At 75.6% G+C, this 8903-nt stretch carries 8 protein-coding genes; 6 read left to right on the top strand and 2 right to left on the bottom strand.

Annotation, left to right across the window (positions count from 1 at the left end; genetic code table 11):
- Positions 1–89: 89 nt before the first annotated feature.
- From HTZ82_RS30905 to HTZ82_RS30890, 4 genes are all read left to right on the top strand, one after another.
- Positions 90–1178, top strand: coding sequence for a sialidase family protein (locus tag HTZ82_RS30905; RefSeq protein WP_175412712.1), 1089 nt, complete (start codon positions 90–92; stop codon positions 1176–1178).
- Positions 1179–1229: 51 nt separating this feature from the next.
- A complete protein-coding gene (locus tag HTZ82_RS30900) occupies positions 1230–1907 on the top strand; it encodes a uracil-DNA glycosylase (protein ID WP_175412711.1) in 678 nt (225 codons plus the stop codon).
- Complete coding sequence (locus tag HTZ82_RS30895; RefSeq protein ID WP_175412710.1) at positions 1904–3019, top strand: BadF/BadG/BcrA/BcrD ATPase family protein; 1116 nt, start codon at positions 1904–1906, stop codon at positions 3017–3019. The genes HTZ82_RS30900 and HTZ82_RS30895 overlap by 4 nt, the downstream gene beginning before the upstream one ends.
- An 88-nt stretch (positions 3020–3107) precedes the next feature.
- A complete protein-coding gene (locus HTZ82_RS30890) occupies positions 3108–4025 on the top strand; it encodes a sirohydrochlorin chelatase (RefSeq protein ID WP_175412709.1) in 918 nt (305 codons plus the stop codon).
- 83 nt (positions 4026–4108) lie between these two features.
- Here HTZ82_RS30890 and HTZ82_RS30885 read toward each other — a convergent pair whose 3' ends face one another.
- A complete protein-coding gene (locus HTZ82_RS30885; RefSeq protein WP_309235797.1) occupies positions 4109–5125 on the bottom strand; it encodes a lactonase family protein in 1017 nt (338 codons plus the stop codon).
- 262 nt (positions 5126–5387) lie between these two features.
- Positions 5388–6923 (bottom strand): FUSC family protein, encoded by a 1536-nt coding sequence (locus HTZ82_RS30875; protein WP_175412707.1) that lies wholly within the window; start codon positions 6921–6923, stop codon positions 5388–5390.
- 374 nt (positions 6924–7297) lie between these two features.
- On the opposite strand from HTZ82_RS30875, the gene HTZ82_RS30870 reads away from it, so the two are divergent.
- On the top strand, positions 7298–7783 hold the full coding sequence (locus HTZ82_RS30870) for an Lrp/AsnC family transcriptional regulator (protein WP_175412706.1): 486 nt from the start codon (positions 7298–7300) through the stop codon (positions 7781–7783).
- A gap of 90 nt (positions 7784–7873) precedes the next feature.
- Positions 7874–8899, top strand: coding sequence for a branched-chain amino acid ABC transporter permease (locus HTZ82_RS30865; protein ID WP_217624785.1), 1026 nt, complete (start codon positions 7874–7876; stop codon positions 8897–8899).
- The last annotated feature ends 4 nt before the right edge of the window (positions 8900–8903 follow it).

Genomic DNA, 8903 nt, shown 5'->3' with positions numbered 1-8903 from the left:
CTGGGCGGAGGCGGGCTCCGGGGGCTGTTGTCGGTGGCCGGGTGCAGACTGGCCGGTATCCGCGACAACGGCGTCCTGGAGGTACGGCCATGACCGACGACGTACTGCTGACCGCAGGCACCCGCAAGGGCCTCTTCATCGGGCGCAGACGCGGGGGCACCTGGCAGTTCGACGGCCCGCGCTTCAACGCGCAGGCCGTGTACTCGGTCGGGATCGACCTGCGGAGGAGCACTCCGCGGCTGCTGGTCGGCGGGGACAGCGCGCACTGGGGCCCGTCGGTGTTCCACTCCGACGACCTGGGCGCCACCTGGACCGAACCGGCCAGGCCCGCCGTGCGGTTCCCGCAGGACACGGGCGCGTCGCTGGAGCGGGTCTGGCAGCTGCACCCGGCCGGCCCGGCCGCTCCCGGCGTGGTGTACGCGGGGACGGAGCCCGCGGCGCTGTTCCGGTCGGCGGACGAGGGCGAGACGTTCGAGCTCGTACGGCCGCTGTGGGAGCACCCGACGCGCGGGCAGTGGCAGCCGGGCGGAGGCGGCGAGGCGCTGCACACGGTGATCACGGACCCGCGTGACCCGGACGTCGTGACGGTGGCGGTGTCGGCGGCCGGCGTGTTCCGCACGACGGACGGGGGCGGCACGTGGCAGCCGTCGAACGAGGGGGTCTCGGCGGTGTTCATGCCCGACCCGCACCCGAAGTTCGGGCAGTGCGTGCACAAGATCGCGCAGGACGCCGGCGATCCGGACCGGCTCTACCTGCAGAACCACTGGGGCGTGTACCGCAGCGACGACCACGGCGTGACCTGGACGGACATCGGGGCGGGCCTGCCGTCCGACTTCGGTTTCGCGGCCGTGGCACACCCCCACCACGCCGATACGGCCTATGTGTTCCCGATCCACGCCGACTCGGACCGTGTGCCCGCGGAGCGGCGGTGCCGTGTCTACCGTACGAGTGACGCGGGCGGCAGCTGGCAGGCGCTGTCGGCGGGGCTGCCCGAGGGCGACCACTACGGCACGGTGCTGCGCGACGCGATGTGCACGGACGGCGCCAACCCGGCCGGTGTGTACTTCGGCAACCGCAACGGCGAGCTGTACGCGAGCGCCGACGACGGCGAGACGTGGCAGCTCCTCGCCTCGCACCTGCCGGACGTGCTGTGCGTGCGGGCCGCGGTCGTCGGATGACCGGTGAAGGACCGGGGAAAGGTGATCGGTTGCGCCAGTAGAGTGACGGCCGTGGCAGCACGACCGTTGAGAGAAATCGTCGAACCGGGCTGGGCCGACGCCCTGGCCCCCGTGGCCGAACGCATCGCGGCGATGGGGGACTTCCTCCGCGCCGAGATCGCCGCGGGCCGGACCTACCTGCCGGCGGGGCCGAACGTCCTACGGGCGTTCCAGCAGCCGTTCGACGAGGTGAAAGTCCTGATCGTCGGCCAGGACCCGTATCCGACACCGGGGCACGCGGTGGGACTGAGCTTCTCGGTCGCGCCCGATGTGCGGCCGCTGCCGGGAAGCCTGGAGAACATCTTCCGCGAACTGCACACCGACCTGGGCCTGCCCCGGCCGTCGAACGGCGACCTGACGCCGTGGACGCGGCAGGGGGTCCTGCTGCTCAACAGGGCGCTGACCACGGCGCCCCGCAAGCCGGGGGCGCACCGCGGCAAGGGCTGGGAGGAAGTGACCGAACAGGCCATCCGGGCGCTCGCGGCGCGCGGCAAGCCGCTGGTGTCGATCCTGTGGGGCCGGGACGCCCGCAATCTGCGCCCGCTGCTGGGTGACCTGCCGGCCATCGAGTCGGCGCACCCGTCGCCCATGTCGGCGGACCGCGGCTTCTTCGGGTCGCGGCCGTTCAGCCGCGCGAACGACCTGTTGCTGCGTCAGGGTGCGCAGCCGGTGGACTGGCGCCTGCCGTGACCGGGGCCCGCCCGGCGGACGCGCAGCGGCACCTGCTGGTGCTCGGCGTGGACTCGGGCGGGTCGGGCCTGCGCGTCGCCCTGGGGCGCTGCGCGGCGGACGGCGCGGAGGCCGGCACCGGTGTCGCCGTGGAGACCGTGGGGGTCCGCACGTTCGACGAGCCGGTCCCGACCGGCCCGTCGGGCATCGACGCGGGCCTGCTGCTGAAACGCGTGGTGACGGCCGCCGACGCCCTCCTGGCCGAGGAGTCCGGCGCACCCGGCAGGCCCGGCGGGCCCGGCGCCGACGCGGCGCGTGCGGGAGGCGGTCCGGGCGGTGGTCCGGGCGGTGGTCCGGGCGGTGGTCCGGCGGCCGTCGCCGTCGGGGCCGCCGGGATGGTGGCGCTCGGTGAAGGGCTGCGGGCCGTGCTGCCGGGAGCGTTGCGGGACGGGCTCGGGGTGCGGCGCGTCGCGCTGGCGTCCGACGCCGTCACCGCGTACGCGGGCGCCCTGGGGCAGCGGGCGGGGACGGTGGTCGCCGCCGGGACGGGCCTGGTGGCCGTGGGCACGGATCTGCGCCGCTGGCGGCGGGCCGACGGCTGGGGCCATCTGCTGGGCGACTGCGGTGGCGGCGCCTGGATCGGACGGGCCGGCCTGGAGGCCGCGCTGCGGGCGCACGACGGGAGGCGCGGCGGCTCGGCGGGCCTGCGGGAGCGCGCCGAGGCCGTGTTCGGGCCGCTGGACGGCCTGCCGGGACTGCTGTACCCGCGCCCCGACCGGGCCGCGGTGCTCGCGTCGTTCGCGCCGGAGGTGGCCCGGTGCGCGGCGGACGGCGACGCGGTGGCGGCCGGTGTCGTCGCGGGGGCCGCGCGGCACGTCGCGGAGGCCGCGGCCGCCGTGCACCCGGAGGGTGACGAGGGCGGCGTCATCGCTCTGACGGGTGGTCTGTTCCGGATCGGTGAGCCCCTTCTCGTACCGCTGCGTGCCGCGTTGGCGGAGCTGCTGCCGGGGGTGCGGGCGGTGCCGGCGGGCGGGGATCCCCTGTCCGGTGCGCTGACGGTCGCTGCGGCGCTGGCCGGGGGCACGCTGCGGCTGCCGCGTGCCCCCGGGCTGCTGGACACTTGCGGTGACTGAAAGGATCTTCGGACAAACCCGGGTATAGGACGCGTGAACGCACCCTCCCCGAACAGTGGGGCGGGCAAAACCAGTAGCATGCGGCGCCATGAGCTCCCCCACTGGGCCCGCTGGCCTGCCTGTACGAATGCCGCGACCCCGCCAGTCCGGGCGGCACCGTCGCCCCGAACCCCTGGCGGCGCCCGAAGGCGCGCCCGCACTCGTCCTCGCCGTCCCCGGCGAGCCTTCCGCCGCTGTGCGCAGCCTGGCGGAAGAGCTCGTGAGCATCGCGCGCTCCGAGCTGCCGGGCCTGGAGGCCGCGATCGGTTTCCTGGACGGGGACGACGCCGAGTACGCCTCGCTGGCGCGGGTCCTCAAGGAGGCCGCGGCACTGCGCGTGGAGCGGTACGAGCTTGCCGTGGCCGCGGGCCGCGAGGTCGCCGAGCCCGAGGGCCCGGCCGCCGTGGTGGTGCCGCTGCTGGTCGGCCCGGACGCTGCCCTGATGGACCGCATACGGCAGGCCGTCGCGGACAGCGGCGCGCCTGCCGAGCTGACCGATGTGCTCGGCCCGCACCCGCTGCTCGCCGAGGCGCTGCACGTCCGGCTGTCCGAGGCGGGCCTGGCCCGTGCCGACCGGGCGCGGCTGTTCACCGTGGCGACGGCGGCGGACGGCATCGTGCTGGCCACGGTCGGCGGCGACGAGGCCGTGCAGGCGGCCGGGATCACGGGCATGCTGCTCGCGGCCCGGCTCGCGGTGCCGGTGATCGCCGCCGCGCTCGACCAGGAGGGCGCGGTCGCGGCGGTCGCGGAGCAGCTGCGCGGCGCGGGCTCGGCCCAGCTGGCGCTCGCCCCGTACGTGGTGGGCCCGGAGGTGGCCCCGGGGCTGCTCGACGACGCGGCGAAGGTGGCGGACTGCCCGGTGGCCGAGCCCCTGGGCGCGTACCCGGCGGTCGGCAAGCTGGTGCTGTCGCAGTACATGGCGCTGCTGGGGATCTCCCCGCAGCAGCCGGGGGCGCCGGTGCGCTGAGCGGGCGCGGCCGGAAGGCCGCCGCCAGGAGGTCTCCGAAGGGCCCGCACGGCAGAGGATGCCGTGCGGGCCCTTCGTGCGCCTCAGGCGAAGATCACGCAGGTCGCGGCCGGGACCTCGATCGCGCCCGCGCGGCTCGGGATGCCCGTGTCCGGGTCGATGTCGAACCAGGTGACGTCGCCGGACCGCTCGTTCGCGACGTACAGGCGGCGGCCCCCGGGCGCGAGGGCGACGTCCCGGGGCCAGTGGCCCCCGCACGGCACGTGGGCGACCGGTACGGGCTGCTCGCCGCCCTCGTGGAGCAGCGCGAGCACCGTGAGCGTGTCGTCGCCCCGTACCGCCGCCCAGGCGTAACGCCCGTCGGGCGCGACCGCGACGGCCGACGGGTACGCGACGCCGGTCGCGCCCTCGGCCCGTACGGGGACCTCGGCGACCGGGGCGAGGGTGCCGCTGCGGGCGTTCCAGCGGCAGACGGTCAGGACCGGCGCCAGCTCGGCGAGGACGTACGCATGGCCACCGGCCGGGTGGAGGGCCAGGTGGCGGGGGCCGCTGCCGGGGCGCAGCGGGGTCTCGCCGTGCGGTGCCAGGGCGCCGGTCGCGGGGTCGAGGGCGCAGACGCGTACGGAGTCGGTGCCGAGGTCGACGGTGAGCAGATGCCGCCCGCCGGGCGCGGGCAGCACCTGGTGGGCGTGGGGAGCGGTCTGGCGTTCGGGGTCGGGGCCGTGGCCGTGGTGGCGCAGGAGGCCGGTGACGGGCCCGGGGGTGCCGTCGGGGCGTACGGCGACCGCGCTGACGCCGCCGGAGCCGTAGTGGGCGGTGACGACGTGCCCCGCCGTGTACGTCAGGTGGGTCGGACCCGCGCCGCCGACGGGAGCGGGGGCGCCGAGCGGGCGCGGGACGGGACCGGTGACGTCGAACGCGGCGACGGCGCCCTCGTCGGCCTCGGAGACGGCGTACAGGACGGTGCCGTCCGGGCCGGGCGCGAGGAACGACGGGTCGGGGACGGTGTCGCTCGTTCCGGTGACGGTGAGGGCGCCGGTGGCGCGGTCGACGGAGGCGGCCGTGACGCCCAGGCCGCCGGCGCGCGTGAACGACCCGATGAAGGCCCGCTCCCCCGGTGCGGGGAGCCCCGCCGGTGCACGGTGCGCCGTCCGCGCCGCCCGAGCCGTCCGCTCTTCCCGCGCCACCCGAGCCGTCCGCTCTGCCCGAGCCGCCCCCGCCGTCCGCTCTGGCCGCGCCGCCCGAGCCGTCCGCTCCGCCCGCTCTGCCCGAGCCGTCCGCTCTGCCCGTCGCCCCATCGCGCTGCCCGCCCTCTCCGTCGGCCGTTCCGCTGCCCGTGGGCCCGACGCTAGCAGTCGCGGTCTAGACCAACCCGTGGTTTCCCTGGCCCGCGCGGACCAGCGGGGAGCGCGGTGCGCTCCGGAGGGGCGCGTCGAGCTGGACGAGGAGCTGCTCCAGGCCACGCAGATGGGCCAGCGGCCCGGAGGCGGGCGCCTCGGCCTCGGCAGCGGTCTTCGGCTCCGCGGCCGCCCGCGCGCGGGACGGCTCCGGCGACATGAGCGCCTCCACGGCGGCCTCGACGCGCCAGCAGGCCGCCGCGAGCCGCGCGTCGTGGCCGGCGTCCGGGTCGGCGGCCACGGCGGCGAGGCCGCGCACCTCGCGCGCGCAGTCGTCCAGCAGCGCCAGCACCTGCCGGGCGCGGGCCTTGCGGGCCCGGAACGGGCTCAGCGGGTGGACCAGCGGCGCGAGCGACATCCGTACGCGCCCCAGCAACAGCTCCAGCTCGGCCGCGTGCCGCGCCGGGTCGGCGCCCGGTGAGCCCGCGAGGCGCTCGGCCGCCTCGGCGGTGCAGCGGCGTACGGCCAGCAGGGCGCGCTGGATCCAGGCGTCGTTGGTGGCGTGCGTGGTGACCGGCAGGACGAGCACCACGGCCAGCGCCGCGAACAGGGCGCCGATCGCGGTCTCGGCGAGCCGCAGCACCAGCAGCTCGGGCGTGAGGACGCCGAGGAGCCCGTACAGCAGTCCGGCCATGACGGTCACGGCGAGCATCATCCAGCTGTACGACACGGGGGCGGTGTAGAAGATCCCGAACACGCACAGGGCGACCAGCGCCGCCGTGGGCGCGGCCGCGCCGTTCAGCGGGAGCGCGAGGAACAGTCCGGCGACGATGCCGATGACCGTGCCGAGGACGCGGCGGAACCCGCGGACGAGCGTCTCGCCGCGCGACGCGGTGTTCACGAAGATCCACCAGGCGGTGCCGACGGCCCAGTACCAGCGCTCGTCGGACAGCAGCTGGCCGACGGCGAGGGCGAGGGCGCAGGCCACGGTGGCCTGGACGGCCTGCCGCGTGGTGGGCCTGCCTAGGCCGGTTCCGGGCAGCGGGGCGGGCGCGGCCGGGGGCGGCGTACGGCGCTCGATGGGCCACAGCACGAAGCGCACGACGGCGGCGGCGACCAGGGCCAGGCCCACGGCGGCGTACAGCTCGGGCAGCTGGCCGGGCGTGGCGTGCAGGAACTGCACGACGAAGTACTGCATGAACGCGAAGATGCCGAGCGCGTGGCCTCGCGGGCCCCAGCGGCGGGCGTACACGCCGCAGAAGACGACCGCTACGAAGGCGGCGTCCCTGGCCAGCGGCATGGCGTGGAGGGCGGTGGCGAGGGCGAGTGCGGGGAATCCGGCGGCCGGCAGCAGGGCCGTGCTGACCCGCTGGGCGCGGACGGTGGTGTCGGCGACGGTGAACAGCGCGAGCAGCGCCGCCAGGCCGCCGGTGATGGACGCGGTCAGGGAGAGACCGGCCAGCTCGGCGGCGGCGACGGCGAGCGCGATGCCGACGACGGCGCGCGTCGCGTTCCTCAGCCTCAGGTGCCCCGGGTCCGGGGCCACGAAGATCCTCTTCACGGCGGTGTGTACGCCCCCCTGCTCTTGCTGCTCGCCGGGCGTGCGGGGGTGCCCGGGGGTGGTGGGCGGCCGCAGGCACGACGAAAGCGCCGCGGTCCGGATCCGGCGTCGTTGCCGTCCGGCGCTGCGCGGCGCCGATGATGCGTGGATACGACAAGGAAAGCACCCGCGGGCGCCCTGGCTCAACACACGCCTCGAAGGCTGGTCCATTGGCCCAGCCGACGCCGGGTTCAGTGGACCACGGGCGGGCCAACGGACCATGGGGACCGATGGTCGCCGGTGGCCCAGCCGGAAGCCCGCGGGGGAGGCCATTGGTACAGTCGAGGGGCGGCGCGCCCGCCCGGACACGACCCAGGCGAGGAGGGCGACGGACCATGCCGGTGGACGAACTCGACACCCGGATCCTGCGGCTGCTCATCGAACAGCCCCGCACCAGCGTGCGCGAGTACGCGCGCGTCCTCGGTGTCGCACGCGGCACCCTCCAGGCCCGGCTCGACCGGCTGGAGCGGGACGGTGTGATCACGGGCACCGGGCCGTTCCTCTCCCCCGCCGCGCTCGGGCACCCGGTGCTCGCCTTCGTCCACGTCGAGGTCACGCAGGGGCACCTGGACGAGGTGGGTGACGCGCTCGCCGCCGTACCGGAGATCGTCGAGGCGTTCTCGATCACCGGCGGCGGGGATCTGCTCACCCGGGTGGTGGCGCGGGACAACGAGCACCTGGAAGACGTCATCCAGCACCTCATCCAGCTCCCGGGCGTCGTGCGGACGCGGACCGAGATGGCGCTGCGCGAGCGCGTGCCGTACCGGCTGCTGCCGCTGGTCGAGGCCGTGGGCCGGGCGGCCGGGCGGTCGCCGCGCTGACTCGGCACCGCGGTGAGACACTGAGCGACACGGGGGCGTGAGCACGTGTGAGGCGGGAGTGCAGCCTCACCCGACCCCATGGGATCCGCCGTGCGCCATCAGCGGTATCAGCGATATCAGCGGTTGTTCGTTGCGGCCCTCACCCTGTTCCTGCTGGCAGCGCCCGCGGCCGGCGCGGCGGCGCAGGGTTCGGCACAGGGTGAGGAGGTCCCGCGCGGCCCGACGTGGTGGGAGCGGGCGCTCCAGGCGCTCCTGGACGGCATCCAGTTCGGCGTCATCATCGCGATCACCGCCGTCGGCCTGTCGCTGATCTTCGGGACCATCCACCTGATCAACTTCGCGCACGGCGAGCTGGTGACCATCGGCGCCACCTTCGCGTTCTTCCTGAACGTCTCCCCAGCCGGGCCCGGCTGGCACCTGGTCTTCGCGGCCCTCGCCGCCACGGCGCTCGGCGCCGTCGTCGGCGCGGCGATCGACCGCGGCGTGTGGCGGCCGCTGCGGGCCCGCGGCACCGGGCTGATCAACATGTTCATCGTCACGATCGGCCTGTCGCTGCTGCTGCGGCACGTCGTGCTCGTGCTGTACGGGACACGGCCCGGCTCGTACGCGCAGTACGACATCCAGAGGGCCATCGACCTGGGCCCGGTCGGGATCACCCCGCGCGACCTGACGGTGACGCTGCTGTCCGTCGCGACGCTGCTCGCGGTGGCGCTCCTGCTCGGCAGGACCCGGATCGGCACCGCCATCCGGGCGGTGTCCGGGAACCGCGACCTCGCCGAGGCGTCCGGCATCGACGTCAAGCGCGTGGTGCTGGTGGTGTGGATGCTCGCCGGTGCGCTCGCGGCGCTCGGCGGGGTGTTCTTCGGGCTCGTCGAGATCGTCACCTGGGACATGGGCTTCAAGCTGCTCCTGCTGATGTTCGCCGGCGTCATCCTCGGCGGGCTCGGCTCCGCGTATGGGGCGATGGTCGGCAGCCTGGTCATCGGCATCGTCGCCCAGATGTCCACGCTGTGGTTCCCCGTGGACCTCCAGTACGCGTGGGCGCTGCTCGCGCTGATCGTCGTCCTGCTGGTCCGGCCGCAGGGCATCCTCGGCCGCGCCGAACGCGTCGGATGAGGGT

Origin of the sequence: Streptomyces sp. TRM64462, assembly GCF_013362995.1 — a bacterium.
In the GTDB taxonomy this organism is placed as follows: Bacteria; Actinomycetota; Actinomycetes; order Streptomycetales; family Streptomycetaceae; genus Streptomyces.
The sequence above is the reverse complement of the archived record's forward strand: the minus strand, read 5'-3'. Positions and strand labels throughout refer to the sequence as shown.